Origin of the sequence: Brevundimonas sp. UBA2416 (assembly GCF_002343105.1) — a bacterium.
In the GTDB taxonomy this organism is placed as follows: Bacteria; Pseudomonadota; Alphaproteobacteria; order Caulobacterales; family Caulobacteraceae; genus Brevundimonas.
In genome coordinates this window covers 1-14047 of sequence record NZ_DDRM01000011.1, presented here as the reverse complement: position 1 = coordinate 14047, position 14047 = coordinate 1, and the positions used below count along the sequence as shown (strand labels likewise).

At 68.5% G+C, this 14047-nt stretch carries 13 protein-coding genes, 1 riboswitch and 1 other annotated feature; of the genes, 5 read left to right on the top strand and 8 right to left on the bottom strand.

What is annotated here, in order from left to right; translation table 11 throughout:
- Positions 1–4: 4 nt before the first annotated feature.
- From B3E43_RS03060 to B3E43_RS03040, 5 genes are all read right to left on the bottom strand, one after another.
- Positions 5–532, bottom strand: coding sequence for a pyridoxamine 5'-phosphate oxidase family protein (locus tag B3E43_RS03060; protein WP_292026467.1), 528 nt, complete (start codon positions 530–532; stop codon positions 5–7).
- A gap of 105 nt (positions 533–637) precedes the next feature.
- Positions 638–1306 (bottom strand): OmpW/AlkL family protein, encoded by a 669-nt coding sequence (locus B3E43_RS03055; protein WP_292026465.1) that lies wholly within the window; start codon positions 1304–1306, stop codon positions 638–640.
- Between the two features lie 150 nt (positions 1307–1456).
- Positions 1457–2392, bottom strand: a complete 936-nt coding sequence (locus tag B3E43_RS03050) for a nucleoside hydrolase (RefSeq protein ID WP_292026463.1) — start codon at positions 2390–2392, stop codon at positions 1457–1459.
- 17 nt (positions 2393–2409) lie between these two features.
- Entirely contained in the window at positions 2410–2958 is a 549-nt protein-coding gene (locus tag B3E43_RS03045) for a hypothetical protein (protein ID WP_292026461.1), read from the bottom strand.
- Positions 2959–2977: 19 nt separating this feature from the next.
- Positions 2978–3640, bottom strand: a complete 663-nt coding sequence (locus B3E43_RS03040) for an aspartate/glutamate racemase family protein (protein WP_292026459.1) — start codon at positions 3638–3640, stop codon at positions 2978–2980.
- Positions 3641–3719: 79 nt separating this feature from the next.
- On the opposite strand from B3E43_RS03040, the gene B3E43_RS03035 reads away from it, so the two are divergent.
- Together B3E43_RS03035 and B3E43_RS03030 are read left to right on the top strand one after the other, a co-directional pair.
- Positions 3720–4988, top strand: a complete 1269-nt coding sequence (locus B3E43_RS03035; RefSeq protein ID WP_292026457.1) for a DUF819 domain-containing protein — start codon at positions 3720–3722, stop codon at positions 4986–4988.
- A gap of 41 nt (positions 4989–5029) precedes the next feature.
- The gene (locus B3E43_RS03030) at positions 5030–5974 is read left to right on the top strand and encodes an alpha/beta fold hydrolase (protein WP_292026455.1); all 945 of its coding nucleotides are present in this window, start codon (positions 5030–5032) and stop codon (positions 5972–5974) included.
- A gap of 27 nt (positions 5975–6001) precedes the next feature.
- On the opposite strand, the gene B3E43_RS03025 is transcribed toward B3E43_RS03030, so the two are convergent.
- Positions 6002–7483, bottom strand: a complete 1482-nt coding sequence (locus B3E43_RS03025; RefSeq protein WP_292026454.1) for a SulP family inorganic anion transporter — start codon at positions 7481–7483, stop codon at positions 6002–6004.
- Positions 7484–7520: 37 nt separating this feature from the next.
- Positions 7521–7584 (bottom strand) — a sequence feature (sul1 is cis-regulatory element that is thought to sense ions involved in sulfur or methionine metabolism; They are found in Alphaproteobacteria).
- A gap of 59 nt (positions 7585–7643) precedes the next feature.
- Positions 7644–8711, bottom strand: a complete 1068-nt coding sequence (locus tag B3E43_RS03020) for a DUF2855 family protein (RefSeq protein WP_292026451.1) — start codon at positions 8709–8711, stop codon at positions 7644–7646.
- A 94-nt stretch (positions 8712–8805) separates the two neighbouring features.
- Here B3E43_RS03020 and B3E43_RS03015 point away from each other — a divergent pair, with 94 nt between their 5' ends.
- Positions 8806–10236, top strand: coding sequence for an NAD(P)-binding protein (locus tag B3E43_RS03015; RefSeq protein WP_292026449.1), 1431 nt, complete (start codon positions 8806–8808; stop codon positions 10234–10236).
- A 12-nt stretch (positions 10237–10248) separates the two neighbouring features.
- Here B3E43_RS03015 and B3E43_RS03010 read toward each other — a convergent pair whose 3' ends face one another.
- A complete protein-coding gene (locus tag B3E43_RS03010) occupies positions 10249–11247 on the bottom strand; it encodes a D-cysteine desulfhydrase (protein ID WP_292026447.1) in 999 nt (332 codons plus the stop codon).
- A 248-nt stretch (positions 11248–11495) separates the two neighbouring features.
- Between B3E43_RS03010 and B3E43_RS03005 the strand changes: the two genes are divergently transcribed.
- Positions 11496–12107, top strand: a complete 612-nt coding sequence (locus B3E43_RS03005) for a TetR/AcrR family transcriptional regulator (RefSeq protein ID WP_292026445.1) — start codon at positions 11496–11498, stop codon at positions 12105–12107.
- Between the two features lie 27 nt (positions 12108–12134).
- Positions 12135–12243: riboswitch (TPP riboswitch) on the top strand.
- Positions 12244–12295: 52 nt separating this feature from the next.
- On the top strand, positions 12296–14047 hold a 1752-nt coding region (thiC, locus tag B3E43_RS03000; protein WP_414631334.1), incomplete at its 3' end, for a phosphomethylpyrimidine synthase ThiC.

The window sequence follows — 14047 nt, the reverse complement described above, 5'->3', positions numbered from 1 at the left end:
AACGTCAGAACAGGCGCGAAACCCCCTGGCCCTCGCCGGGGCTCGCCGGCGGGGCTCCCCCGGGACCAATACCATAGGTCTGGGCACGACTACGCCCGCCGATCACCGCCACGGGGGCCACGATCTCGGGCGACAGGCGCATCACCGCCACCGATGACCCGCTCGGGCAGAAGGCGCGACCTTCGGGGTAGCGGTCGAACACCATCTGGTTCAGCCGCTCGACCTCGGCCGGGTCGGTAATCTCGACGGCCCGGCCAGCGAGGGACACACCCACCGTGTCGGCGTCCGCGCCTTCGGGCCGGATGGCCACCGAGACCCGCGGGTCCGCCTGTATGTTGCGGAATTTCTGACTGTCGCGGGCGATCACGAAATAGAGCTTAAGACCGTCGTTGACGTAGCCGATCGTCGTCACCTGGGGCCAGCCGTCCGGACGGTTGACCCCGAGGGCCATGAGCCGCGCCGATCCCAGCAACTCCGCCACGGCAGCGACCGCGCCGCCGTGTATGGGTGTGGTCTCATTCACCGCTGTCATTGATAGTCTCCTCGCCTTCGCGCTGCAGACATACGCACGGCGCGGCCGGACGAAGACTATAGTCCCCGCCGCGACCGCGCCGCCAGTCAAGCGATTGTCAGACGCCTAGAATTTGCGCCCGATGCCGAGAGACACGACCCAGGGATCGAGATTGACGTCGCTGGTCAGGGCCCCGCCGTTGACCGTCGCCTCGGTCTCGAACCAGACCTTCTTGACGTCGAGATTGAGGGTCCAGGGACCCGTCAGGGCGACATCGGCGCCAGCCTGCAGGGCGTAGCCGAAGCCGTCCTCCAGATCGACTGTGAAGCCGTTCTTGTCCTCGCCGCTGTAGAACAGCATGTAGTTGATCCCGGCCCCGACATAGGGGCTGACGCGGGCCTCGGGCATGGGCCGGTACTGCAGGGTCACCACCGGCGGCAACACCCAGGTCTCGTGCACGGCGACGTCGGTCGCGCCGCCCTGGGCCCGGATTTCATGCTGGGTCGTACCGAGGATGGCCTCGACCGAGATGTTGTCGGTCAGGAAATAGGTGAAGCCGAGGGTCGGCATGATGCTGTTGCCGACATCGACGTTCAGGCCCGTGTCCACGCCGCCCGAGGTGAAGATCGAATCGTCGGCGCTGCTCGAGACATCGGTGATCCGACCCGTGACGATCCAGTCGCCCTGTCGCGCCACCTGCCAGTCATTGGCGCTCTGGGCCATGGCGCTGCTCGCAACGCCGGTCGCCAGCGTCATCACCGCTACAGCGGCCGCCAGCCTCATGTTCCGTTTCATCTTCGTCTTCCACGACGCGGTCCGGTCGCGACATGCAGCCGGTGCGGGCGTCGCGGTGGTCTTGGTCCTCCCTTTCAAAGGCGACCTTGCGTCAGAGCAAACCCGGGCCTTGCCGACGTGCGTCAGATTGTCCGGCGCCTTCGCCCGACGTCAGCTGACAGCCTTGGTGATAAGGTCGAAGATTCCGTCGGCGTCCACGTCCCTCGCCCACCGGTGACGCAGCGGTTCGCCCGCCACGGCCTCGCGGAACTCCACCGCCGTATGTCCGCGGGTCAGGTCGCTCTCCGTCTCCACCGCGATCCGGCACGCCTTCAGCTTGAACAGGTCCGGCTTCAGCAGCCATGCCACCGGGCAGGGGTCATGCACCGGCGGCGCGTCCCAGCCGACGATCTCGCGCTCGACCCGTTGCGAGAACCGCATCATCGACGCCGCCGCTTCCGCCATCGGCGTGCCCACAGCCTCCAGCGCCGAGATCCGCGCCGTCGTCGCCCGCACCTGATGCGTCGCGTCCAGCCCGAACAGCACCACATCGCAGCCCGTCGCCAGCACCTCGGCCGCGGCGTCCGGGTCGGCCCAGAAGTTGAACTCGGCCGAGGCGGTGATATTGCCGCCCTCCGACCGCGCTCCGCCCATGACCGCGACCGGTCCCAGCCGCTCCGCCAGCGCGGGTTCCTTCCTCAACGCCAGCGCCAGATTGGTCAGCGGCCCCAGCACCGCCAGCGCCACAAACTTCGCGGGCCGGCCCATGACCAGCGCGATGATCGCATCCGCCGCATGCCCGTCCGCGCACGGCGCGGCCGGCTCGAACGGCGCCATGTCGCCCAGCCCCTCGGCGCCGTGGAACTCGCCCGCCCCCGCCGGCTCACGCCGCAGCGGCCGGTCAGCGCCCATGAACACCGGAACGTCCTCTCGCCCGGCGATCTGGCGCAGGATGCGCGCGTTCCGCGCCGTCTTCACCACCGGCACATTCCCGCCCACGGCGGTGATCGCCAGCAGTTCCAGGTCGCTCGACCCGAAGGCGAGCATCAGCGCCACGGCGTCGTCCACGCCGGGATCGCAATCGATGATGAGGGGGGTTCGGGTCACTTCGGCTTTCGGCTCGCTCAATCCTCGTCGCGTTCCGCGCGCCAGAGGAAGCCGGCGAAACTGTCCCAAACTCCAGTCCGGATAGCGGCGATGCGCAAGGGCAGGCTCAGGTCCGGACGCGCGGTCGCACTCGATGCCTGGGCGTCCGCGCGTGAGGCTACCGTGGCATAGGTCCGCTGATAGCCGTCATAGATCGAGGCTGGCAGGCGACGCTCGGCCCGGACAAACCAGTCCGCGACCGCCGCCTGGGTCGCCCCGCGCGCCCTTGCGCTACAGATGCGGAGCACACGTTGGTTCATCTCTGCGGTGGTGGCGGCATAGGACGACGAACACCGCTCCATGACCGTCGAAAGGCAGGCCGCGAATGCGTCATCGCTGGTGTTGTCCGGCAGGTCGGTCATGCAGGCTATGGCTGTCCGGTTGTCGGCGCCCGAGCCGGGACAAACGCCCCGGTTGTCGCCGCGGTCCGCGCAGGCCTCGCTCGCGGTGACATCTGCATCGGTGAAGGTCGGTATCGACATAGCCTGACCCCCGCCGGCCAGCAGAATGAGGACAGCGAAGCTCATCGCGACGATCCCGGGTCCATCACTTGCACCGCGCCACGCACGCCGCCGCCAGCACCTCCGCCGAATCCACCAGCGGTACGGACACATCCTCCGCCGACAGCAGCAGCGGCACCTCGGTGCAGCCGGCGATCACCGCCTCGGCTCCCGCCGCGACCAGCAGGGCGGCCAGACGGCGCATCTCGGCGCGCGGGGCCTCGCCGACGTCGCCGCGCTTCACGGCGTAGACACAGGCCATGAAGCCCTCGCGGGCCGCCCCGCTCAGGCGCACGATCTTGGCGCCCTTGGTCTGCAGCGAGCGGGTGTACAGCGCCTCGCCGCCCGGCGTGGCCAGCACGCCGATCTTCCTGGCCCCGCCCGCGGTCGCGACCTCCGTGGTCTCGGCGATCATGTCGATGAAGGGCGGGCCGACTTTCTTGATGCCCGCCGCCTGGGCGTGGGCGGTGTTGCAGGGCATGCACAGGATCTGCGCTCCGGCGTCGCGCAGCCGCATCGCCATCTGTCCCAGCGTCTTCTCGGCCGCGTCGGGCTGACGGTTGCGATCGGGCACCTGCGGATTGATGTCAGCGATGATGCGGATGTGATCCTGATCGCCCTCGGCCGGCGTCAGCGCCTGCACGCGCGCCAGAAAGGCCACGGTCGCGGCCGGACCCATGCCGCCCAGAACGCCCAATACCTTGCCCATACGATCCTCAAACTTTTTCGCCGCCCTTGCCAGGCGAACGGTCTGCCGCCCTTATGCGCGGAAACGACAGGGAAACGCCATGCCGCCTGAAGCCGAAGCCGCCACGGCCCTCATCACCAACGACGCCGTCGTCCTCGGCATTCTGGCCGCCATCCTCGGCGCCGTCTTCTGGGCCTCGAACCTGTCGCACCCCTGGGTGAAGCGGTTCTTCACCATCATCCCCGCCCTGCTGCTCTGCTATTTCCTGCCCTCGCTCCTGACCACCTTCGGCGTCGTCGATCCGGAAGAGTCGCGGCTGTATTTCATCGCCTCGCGCTTTCTGCTGCCCGCGGCCCTGGTGCTGCTGACCGTCTCGGCCGACCTGCCGGCGGTGTTCGGCCTCGGCCCCAAGGCGCTGATCATGTTCCTGACCGGCACGGTCGGGGTGATGATCGGCGGTCCGGTCGCCCTGCTGCTGACCAGCTGGGTGGCGCCCGAGCTGATGGGCGCGGGCCCCGAGGCCATCTGGCGCGGCATGTCCACCGTCGCCGGCAGCTGGATCGGCGGCTCGGCCAACCAGGCGGCGCTGTACGAGATCAATGCCCCCTCCGCAGACACCTTCTCCATCTGGATCGCCGTCGATGTGGTCGTGGCCAACATCTGGATGGCGGTGGTCCTGTTCATCGCCGCCAACCAGCGCGGCTTCGACAAACTGTTCCGCGCCGACGCTTCGGCCGTCGACCGCGTCCGCGACAAGGCCGAGGCCTATGAGCTGGAACACGCCCGCATCCCGTCGCTCAAGGACCTGATGCTCATCCTCGCCGTCGGCTTCGGCGCGGTCGGCCTGTCCCACGCCATCGCCGACCCCCTGTCGGCCTGGTTCGGCGAGACCTACCCCTGGGCCCAGCGGCTGTCGTTCGACTCCAGCTTCTTCTGGCTGGTGCTGGTCGCCACGGTCATCGGCGTGGTCCTGTCCTTCACCCCGGCGCGCAAGCTGCAGGGCCCCGGCGCGTCCAAGGTCGGCTCGGTCTTCGTCTATGTGCTGGTCGCCACCGTCGGACTGAACATGAACATCGCCGCCGTCCTCGAGAGCCCGGTCTATTTCGTGATCGGCGGCGTCTGGATGCTGGTTCATGTCGCCCTGATGTTCGGCATGGCCTTCCTGATCCGCTCGCCCAGCTTCTTCCTCGGCGTCGGCTCCATGGCCAACATCGGCGGCGCCGCCAGCGCGCCCGTCGCGGCGGCCGCCTTCCACCCCTCGCTGGCCCCGGTCGGGGTCTTGCTGGCCGTGGTCGGCTACATCATCGGCACGGCGGCGGCCTGGTTCACCGGCCTGGTGATGATGCAGATCGCGGCGGGAGCGGGCTAGGCTCCGGGTCGACTCTCAATTCCTGCACCTCGAGAGGTCTCATGCTGAACCTTCGTTCGCTCCTGGTCGGCCTCTGCGCCGTCCTGTTATCACCGGCGCCGGTAACGGCTCAGGTCGCAGACCCGGCGAGCCTCAGTCCCGGCGAACACCATACGGTGGTCAACGGGGTACGGCTCTGGTACCGCGTCGCCGGTCGACCTGAGGGCACGCCGGTCGTTTTCCTTCACGGTGGACCGGGTCAGGGCGGCCAGACCTTCGCGCGTTTCGCGGGGCCGGGGCTCGAGCCTCACCTGCGTATGGTCTACCTGGATCAGCGTGGCAGCGGCCGGTCCGAACGCCCGTGGAACGACGCCTATTCGCTCGACCTCCTGGTCGATGACCTCGAACAGTTGCGACGCGCATGGGGTGTCGAAAAGATCACGCTCGTGGGTCATAGCTTCGGGACCATCCTGGCCCTCGAATACGCTGCGGAGCACCCCGAGCGCACCGAGCGTGTCGTGCTGACCGCCGCGGTGCCGGACCTGCAGGGCGCGCTCGATCTCCAGTGCGTCCGTCTCGAGCGGCTGGACCCGACAACCTACGCAAGGGCGGTGGCCGAACGGCCCGAGGACTTTGCCGCTCGCTGCAACCCTTTCGCCGCGGGCAGGGCGTTCGTTGACGGGGCCATGTATCCCGACCCCGCGACAATGGCGCTGGTGGACGCGACCGACTCGGCTGATGGGCTCAGCAACACCGGCGAGATCGGGCGGGTGCTCTTCGGCGGCGGTCTCATGCGCTATCGCTTCGACCGGCACGCGCGCCTGACCATGCCGGTTCTGGTGATCGCCGGGCTCGCCGACTTCCAGACGGTGGTCGAGCCGCAGCGCGATCTGGTCGCCGCCCTTCCAGACGCCCGTATTCTCGAATACCCGGACCGGGGTCACTTCATGTTTGTGGAAGATCCTGCGCGGTTCGCTGCGGATGTCGTGGGATTTCTCGCCCCGTGACCGCTTGCCGGTCGTTGTCGGCCGGCCTCAGTGCCCCGTCGCCGCCGGCAGATGATCCTTGTCATGTTTGCCCACCCGGTCGATCAGCGTCCGCCCGGCCTCGTTCATGCCGATGACCTCGACCTCAGCCCCCTGACGGCGATAGCGGAACACCACCTTGTCGACCGCGGCCACCCCGGTCAGGTCCCACAGATGCGCCCCGGTCATGTCGATCTCGACCCGCACCGGATGCCCGTGGTGCTCGAACGCGGCGGCGAACACGTCGGCCGAAGCGAAGAACAGTTGGCCGGTCACGCGATAGCGCAGCACCCCCGCCTCCGGCGTCTCGATCTCCTCAACCACCACCGTCTTGCCGACCTTCCGCATGAAGAAGATCGCCGACAGCACCACCCCCAGAACCACCCCCTTCGACAGGTCGTGGGTGATCACCACCGTCGCCGTCGTCGCCACCATGACGATGGACGACTGGATCGGCGTCGAGCGCAGGTTGATCACCGACTTCCAGTCGAAGGTCCCGACCGAAACCATGATCATCACCGCCACCAGCGCCGCCATCGGGATCCGCGCCACCCAGTCCTGAAGCACCAGGATCAGGAACAGCAGGAACAGCCCGGCCCACAGGGTCGACAGCCGCCCCCGCGCACCCGAGGTCACATTGATGATCGACTGGCCGATCATGGCGCAGCCGGCCATGCCGCCGAACAGCGACGCGGCGATGTTGGCGATGCCCTGACCGCGCGTCTCGCGATCCTTGTCCGACGGGGTGTCGGTGATGTCGTCCAGCAGATTGGCGGTCAGCAGGCTTTCCAGCAGCCCCACGAACGCCAGCGTCGCCGCGATCGGCCCGATGATGACCAGCGTCTCCCACGTCAGGGGCACGGCCGGGATGTGGAACATCGGAAGGGTCGAGGGCATCTGGCCCATGTCGCCGACGGTGCGCACATCGAGCCCGCTCCAGATCACGAAGCCGCTCAACAGCACGATCGCCACCAGCGGCGACGGCACGGCTTTCGTCAGCCGCGGCAGGCCGTAGATGATCACCAGCGCTGCTGCGACCAGGGCGAAGGTCTGCCAATTGGCCCCGACCAGTTCGGGCATCTGGGCCAGGAAGATCAGGATCGCCAGCGAATTGACGAAGCCGGTCATCACGCTGCGGCTGACGAATTTGATGTACCGCCCCAGCTTCGCGATCCCGACCAGGATCTGGAACACCCCGGTCAGCAGCGAGGCCGCAAACAGATATTCGATGCCGTGGTCGCGCACGAGCGTCACCATCAGCAGGGCCATGGCCCCGGTCGCCGCCGAGATCATCGCCGGCCGTCCGCCGACGAACGAGATGGTCACGGCGATGATGAAGCTGGCGTACAGCCCCACCGCCGGATCCACCCCGGCGATGATCGAAAAGGCGATGGCCTCGGGGATCAGGGCCAGGGCCACGACGGTCCCCGCCAGCAGGTCGCGGCGAGGGTTGGCGAGCCACTGCTGGCGCGCGGAAGCGATGACGGACATTCGGGATTTCAACTGGGTGGACCGCGCGGCGCGGCCCGATTTCCCGACGGATAGGCGGTCAGGATAGCCACCCGCCACCTGCGTTCAGGGGAGGGTCCAGGGTGATGTCGCGTCTTTGCCTGTATGGTGCGGTCGAAGCAAGGCCGCGCCGCAGTCGACCTCAGCCCGGCCGGACCATATGGCCTTCCTCCGGACGCGCCGTGCCGGCGAGCACCGTCTGGTAGATCGCCGCCAGCGCCTCGGGACCTGTGTGCGTCGTCACCTCCAGCCAGCCGTTTTCGACGATGAAGGCCTCCAGCGCGGTCTGGATGCGGCTGTTCAGCGCCTCGCCGCCCCAGTCCTTCGACCTTTGCCGCAACCGCTCGGGCGCAAAGAAGAAGGTCGGCCGTGGTCCCGGCAGGCGACCCGGTCCGACCGGACCGTCGGTCTGGTGGGTGCTGCCGACCACGGCGCTGTGGGCCAGTCGGTCGCCCAGGCTGTTGTGGACTGCGGCCACGACGCGAGGGTCGCCGGCGAAGTCGACGAACACCGCTTGCCCCTCTACCGGCGTATCGGCAAAGGCGTCATAGGTCCGGGTCTCGGCATAATAGCCGACGCCTTCGACAAAGCCGGTGTTCCGCGCCGAGGTCAGGCCGATCACCCGCACCCCGCGCCGGGCCAGCAGCCAGGCCAGCCCCAGGGCGGTCTTGCTCGAGGCGCTGGACAGGATGAAGCCCGTGGCCCCGAAGTCCGCATTCTCGGCGAAATAGTCGTCCAGCAGGAAGGCGGTCAGGAACAGCGGCCGCAGCAGGGCGATCTGGTCGTCCAGCGGGCCGGGCGCAGCCTCGACCAGGCTGTTGTAGGCCGCCGGAAGTTCGGCGCGATGCGGCGAGACGTCGACCACGCCCCAGGGCCGCCGCTCCAGCCGGGTCACGAAGTAGGTCGCCATCGGCAGATAGCCGAACAGCCGCGTACCGACCGGGATGGTCTCCACACTCGACCGCCGGACGGTGGCGAACCCCCAGACCGGGATCCGGCCCCAGTTGTCCTCCGCCGGAAAGAACCGCCAGTAGCCGAGCCGGTCGCCATAGACCCCATAGGTGATGTTGTTGGCGGTCAGGGCAAACCGTTCGATCTCCAGCAGGACCTCGCCGTCGTCCAGGACCACCGAATCCGCGGCGGGCAGGGCCCGCACCTCGGTGCGGGACAGCTCCGTACGGTCGATCAGAAAATCGGCGTGGTGCGTCATCGGAGCCTCCGTTCGTGTTCGGCGGGGCGGGTTGTCTAAAACAACGCCGGTCTTAAGCTGTGATGCGCCGCGAACGCGGAGGGGACAAGACCGGATGACGCGACCGATGGAGATCGAGACCGACTATCTGGTCGTGGGCAGCGGGGCGGTGGGCCTGGCCTTCGCTGATACGCTCCTGACCGAAAGCGACGCCCGGATCACCATCGTCGACCGCCACGGCAAGCCGGGCGGACACTGGAATGACGCCTATTCCTTTGTGACCCTTCACCAGCCCTCGGCCTTCTATGGCGTCAACTCCCTGCCGCTGGGGTCAGGCCTCAAGGATACGCACGGGCTCAACGCCGGCCTGTATGAGCTCGCATCGGGTGCGGAGGTGTGCGGCTATTTCGACACTGTGATGCGGCAGCGGCTGCTCGCCAGCGGCCGGGTCGATTATTATCCAATGACGGATTATCGCGGTGAAGGCCGGATGGTCTCCCTGCTCAGCGGGGCGGAAACCCGCGTGCAGGTGCGGCGCAAGACCGTCGATGCGACCTGGTTCGGCACCTCGGTCCCGTCCACCCATACGCCCGCCTTTACGGTCGCCGAAGGGGTGCGTCTGGCGACGCCCAACGCCCTGCCCCATCTCGCGCAATCGGGTGGGCCGGTCCCGGATCGTTATGTGATCCTCGGGGCGGGCAAGACCGCCATGGATGTCGGGGTCTGGCTGATCGGCGCGGGCGTGCCCGCCGATCGCATCACCTGGGTCCGGCCGCGTGAGTCCTGGCTGCTCAACCGCCTCTGCACCCAGCCGGGCGAGGAATTCTTCCACGACTCGATCGGGGCCCAGGCGCGGGCCTATGAGGCCTTCGCCACAGCGCCGACCGCCGACGCCCTGTTCGAACAGCTGGAAGCCGCCGGCAATATGCTCCGGATCGATCCGACGATCCGCCCGCAGATGTTTCACTATGCCACCGTCTCGGCCGGCGAGGTCGAGGTGCTGCGCCGCATCACCGATGTCATCCGCCACGGCCGCGTCCAGGCCATCGAGGCCGGCGGCCTGCGCTTCGACTCAGTCTTCGTCCCGGTCGGCGAGGGGGCGCTCTACATCGACTGCACCGCCTCGGCGGTCACCCGCCGGCCGTCGGCGCCGGTCTTCGACGGCGACCGCATCACCCTGCAGATGATCCGGATGCCCGCCCCTACCTTCAGCGCCGCCCTGGCCGCCTGGGTCGAGGTCCATATCGAGGATGAAGCCCGCCGCAACGAACTGTGCACCCCCTGCCCCCTGCCCGATACACTCGCAGACTATCCGCAGACGGAGCTGGCCAATCTGCGCAACCAGCTGGTCTGGTCATCCGAGCCCGACCTTCGCCGATGGATCCGGGACAGTCGCCTCGACGGCTTCGGCAAGGTCGCCCGGGCGGTGACGCCGGACCAGACCGACAGGATGGCGGTGCTCACGACCCTGCGGGACCGGGCCTGGCCGGCGGCGGCCAATCTGCAGCGGCTCGCCGGGCTGGCGACGGGCGGCGCCGCAACCTGAAGCGCGCGCCGCCTAGAGCGCCCCCTCGATCTCGCCCTGGTAGCCGAACAGCCCCTGCGCCCCGCCGGTGTGCAGGAAGACGACCGTCTCGTTCTCGAACCGTCCCGCCTTCGCCAGGGCGATCAGCCCCTTCATGGCCTTGCCGGTGTAGACCGGGTCCAGCACGATCGCATCGGTCCGCGCCGCCAGCACAAGGGCGTCGATCACCGCGTCGTCGACCAGCCCGTAGCCCTCGCCCACATAGTCGCAGTCCGCGACCACCATCTCCGGCGTCACCGCCCCCGGCCGGCCCAGCAGGGTCGCCGTCTCGCGGGCCAGCTTCAGCACATTCTCTTCCTGCTTTTCCTTCGGGGCCCGCACGCCGATGCCCAGCACCGGAATGTCCGCCCCCATCACCGCCAGCCCGGCCACCAGACCCGCATGGGTCCCGGCGCTGCCCGTGGCGGTGATGATCCGGTCGACCTGCATGTCCAGCTCATCGGCCTGGACCACGATCTCGCGGGCGCAGTCGACATAGCCCAGCGCCCCGACCGGGTTCGAGCCGCCGCCGGGGATGATATAGGGCTTGCCGCCGCGCGCCCGCACCTCGGCGGCCGTCTGTTCCAGCTCGGCCGGCATGTCCGAGCCGCCGGGCACAGTGCGGATGCCCGCCCCGAACAGCCGGTCCATCAGAACGTTGCCGTTGCGGGTGTAGTCGATCGCCTTCGACCCGGTCCGCTCTTCCAGAATGACCTCGCAGGCCAGGCCGTGCGCCGCCGCCGCCGCCGCCGTCTGGCGCACATGGTTCGACTGCACTGCCCCTTGCGTCACCAGCGTATCGGCCCCGCATTCGAAGGCGTCGCCCAGCAGGAATTCCAGCTTGCGCGTCTTGTTGCCGCCGCCGGCCAGGCCGGTGCAGTCGTCGCGCTTGATCCAGATCTCCACCCCCAGCGCCTCGCTCAACCGGGGCAGGGGCTCCAGCGGCGTCGGCAGGTGGGCGAGGCGGATGCGGGGGAAGCGGGCGAGGTGCATGGTCAAACTCCGGCGGGACCCGCCTCCGTTACCACCCCGACGCCCGTCCGGCGAACGGCGGAGATAATCCCGGGAACCGATTTCGCCGATCGCAGTTTATCGAACGGACCTTGCGGCGATGCGCGCTCGACAGAGTCTACCGCGGCCCGGCCCTGCGAACGCCCCCCCGATGCAGGCCGGGTCGCACCTTCCACCTTCGCTGACCGCCCCGCTTGCCGACTCAGTCCGTGCGGCCCGATGCTGCGCCCATGGCCGAATCGCCCGTCCGTCTGAGAAGCCGACCCGCCACCGAAGCCCTCATCGTCGAGGCCGGCGAGCGCATCCTGCTGCGCGACGGTTTCCCCGGCCTCAATGTCCAGACCCTCGCCGCCGAGGCCGGCTGCGACCGCAAGCTGGTCTATCGCTATTTCGACGGCGCCGACGGCGTGGTCGCCCGGATCGCCGCCCGCGCCCATGCCGAGCTGGTCCGCACCCTCGACGCCACGCCCCCGGCCGGTTCGGAGTCCCTGCGCGCCTTCGCCCGCGAGAGCCTCTCGGCCTGGCTCGCCGCCCTGCGCGCCAGCCCCCTGACCCTGCGCCTCATGGCCTGGGCCCTGGTCGAGGCCTCGTCCCTGCTCAACCGTATCGAGGCCGAGCGCTCGGCCGTGCTCCAGGCGTGGCTGCGCGAGCGCCGTCCCCGCCTGCGCCTGCCGCCGTCCGGCGACGCCGTAGCCATCAACGCCGTCCTGCTCGCCGCGGTCCAGCACCTGGCCCTGACCGGCGAGGCCCGTCCCGGCTCCGGCGGCGTGGCGCTCGACGCCGCCGGCTGGACCCGGATCGAGGGCGCCCTCGACGCCCTGCTCGCCGCCTTCCCGGATTGAACCGCGCCGCCCATCGGCCTAGGGTCCTCCCGTTCTCCGGGGGGTCGCGCTCGAGCGGCTGAGATTGGCGTGATCGCCTGACCCGTCGAACCTGATCCGGGTCATGCCGGCGAAGGGATGAGTAACGCGCGGGTCCACGCCACAGGACCCCCTCGCCCGACGTCGGTGCCCTCCACATCGAGGCCGCCATGAACATCGCCGTCACCCCGCCCGCCCTTCCCGAAGAGCCCAATGTCGACCTGGCTCTGAAAGACGCCCGCGATCAGGTGATGCGCGAGACCGGGACCATCCCCACCGGCGAACGCGCCGGCAGCCGCAAGGTCTATGTCGCCGGCGAGCTCTACCCCGACATCCGCGTCCCCTTCCGCGAGGTCGCCGTCCACCCGTCGGCCAATGAGCCCCCTGTCACAATCTACGACAGCTCGGGCCCCTACACCGACCCGACCGTCGCCATCGACATCACCAAAGGCCTCCCGCTGGTGAAGTCGTCGTGGCAGCTGGACCGTGGCGACATCGCCCCGGTGGCGACCCCCCGCGAGGTCAAACCCGAGGACAACGGCCACGCCAGCGGCAAGAACCTGGCCCCCCGTTTCGACACCAGCCGCCACAAGGTCTTCAAGGGCGTCGAGGGCCGCCCGGTCACCCAGTACGAATATGCGAAGGCCGGCATCATCACGCCCGAGATGGAATACGTCGCCATCCGCGAGAACCTGCGCCGGGAACAAGGGATGAGGGATGAGGGAAGAGGGATGAACCCCGGATCCCCCACCATCACCCTCCACGACGGTTCGACCGTCCCCGCTCCCTCATCCCTCACCCCTCATCCCTCATCCCCCCGCGACGGCGAACCCTTCGGCGCGGAGATTCCCGACTTCGTCACGCCCGAGTTCGTGCGTCAGGAAATCGCCCGCGGCCGCGCCATCATCCCGCACAACATCAACCACCCCGAAGTCGAGCCGATGATCATCGGCCGGAACTTCCTGGTGAAGATCAACGCCAACATCGGCAACTCCGCCGTCCTGTCCTCCGTCGACGACGAGGTCGACAAACTGGTCTGGGCCACCCGCTGGGGCGCCGACAACGTCATGGACCTGTCGACCGGCCGCAACATCCACAACATCCGCGACTGGATCATCCGCAACTCCAGCGTCCCCATCGGCACCGTGCCGATCTACCAGGCGCTGGAGAAGGTCAACGGCGTGGCCGAGGACCTGACCTGGGAGGTCTATCGCGACACCCTGATCGAACAGGCCGAACAGGGCGTCGACTATTTCACCATCCACGCCGGCGTCCGCCTGCCCTTCGTGCCGATGACCGCCAAACGCGTCACCGGCATCGTCTCACGCGGCGGCTCCATCATGGCCAAATGGTGCCTGTCGCATCACCGCGAGAGCTTCCTCTACGAGCATTTCGAGGACATCTGCGACATCATGCGGGCCTATGACGTGTCGTTCAGCCTCGGCGACGGCCTGCGCCCCGGCTCCATCGCCGACGCCAATGACGAGGCCCAGTTCGCCGAGCTGCGCACCCTCGGCGAGCTGACGAAGATCGCCTGGGCCAAGGGCTGCCAGGTCATGATCGAGGGCCCCGGCCACGTGCCGATGCACAAGATCAAGGCGAACATGGATGAGCAGCTGAAACACTGCCACGAGGCGCCCTTCTATACGCTCGGGCCCCTGACCACCGACATCGCCCCCGGCTACGACCACATCACCAGCGCCATCGGCGCCGCCATGATCGGCTGGTTCGGCACGGCCATGCTCTGCTACGTCACGCCCAAGGAGCACCTCGGCCTGCCCGACCGTCAGGACGTCAAGGACGGCGTCATCACCTACAAGATCGCCGCCCACGCCGCCGACCTGGCCAAGGGCCACCCGGCCGCCCGCCTGCACGACGACGCCCTCAGCCGCGCCCGGTTCGAGTTCCGCTGGGAAGACCAG